This window comes from Neisseria sp. P0021.S006, assembly GCF_051956895.1.
Genome location: NZ_JBQCWZ010000979.1, coordinates 1 through 548 on the forward strand (window position 1 = coordinate 1; position 548 = coordinate 548).

At 40.9% G+C, this 548-nt stretch carries 1 protein-coding gene; it reads left to right on the forward strand.

The window, feature by feature from the left end; all coding sequences use genetic code 11:
- Nucleotides 1-186: 186 nt before the first annotated feature.
- On the forward strand, nucleotides 187-548 hold a 362-nt coding region (locus ACTHUM_RS18260), incomplete at its 3' end, for a hypothetical protein (protein WP_440403716.1).

The following is a 548-nucleotide window of genomic DNA, read 5'->3' on the forward strand; positions in this document are numbered from 1 at the left end:
GCGCAATTTAGCCAAAAACTGACCGCACTTTGCGACAAATATGCCGATACCTATCAGCACATTAGCGAGCGTAAACAAGAGAGCGCCGCCGCACTGGCGCAAATGATGGACGAACTCACCGGCAGCGAGTTTGATTTGCAGGGCATTGCCGCATGGCAGGCGATTTTGAAAGGCTAAGGGGGGAAAATGGATAAACAACAAGAGCCACGTTTGCGGTTTAAAGGGTTTACGGGGGCGTGGGAAGAAAAGGTGTTGGGAGAAATTCTGAATGTGAGAAATGAATTTGTTGATTCAAGTTTATATGATTTAGATGTTGAATTAGAAAATCTTATTAGCAATTCAGGTATTTTAGTTGGCGATACGTCAGTTAGAACACAAACAACTTCATTATTCCGGAAAGGAGATATTCTTTTTGGTCGTTTGCGACCGTATTTAAATAAATGGTGGTTTGCTGAGAAAGATGGTGTAAAAAGTGGAGAAATTTGGGCGTTAGAAACAAGTTCTGAATATTCAAATTTCTTTGCCTATTTATTAGTGCAATCTAGAAA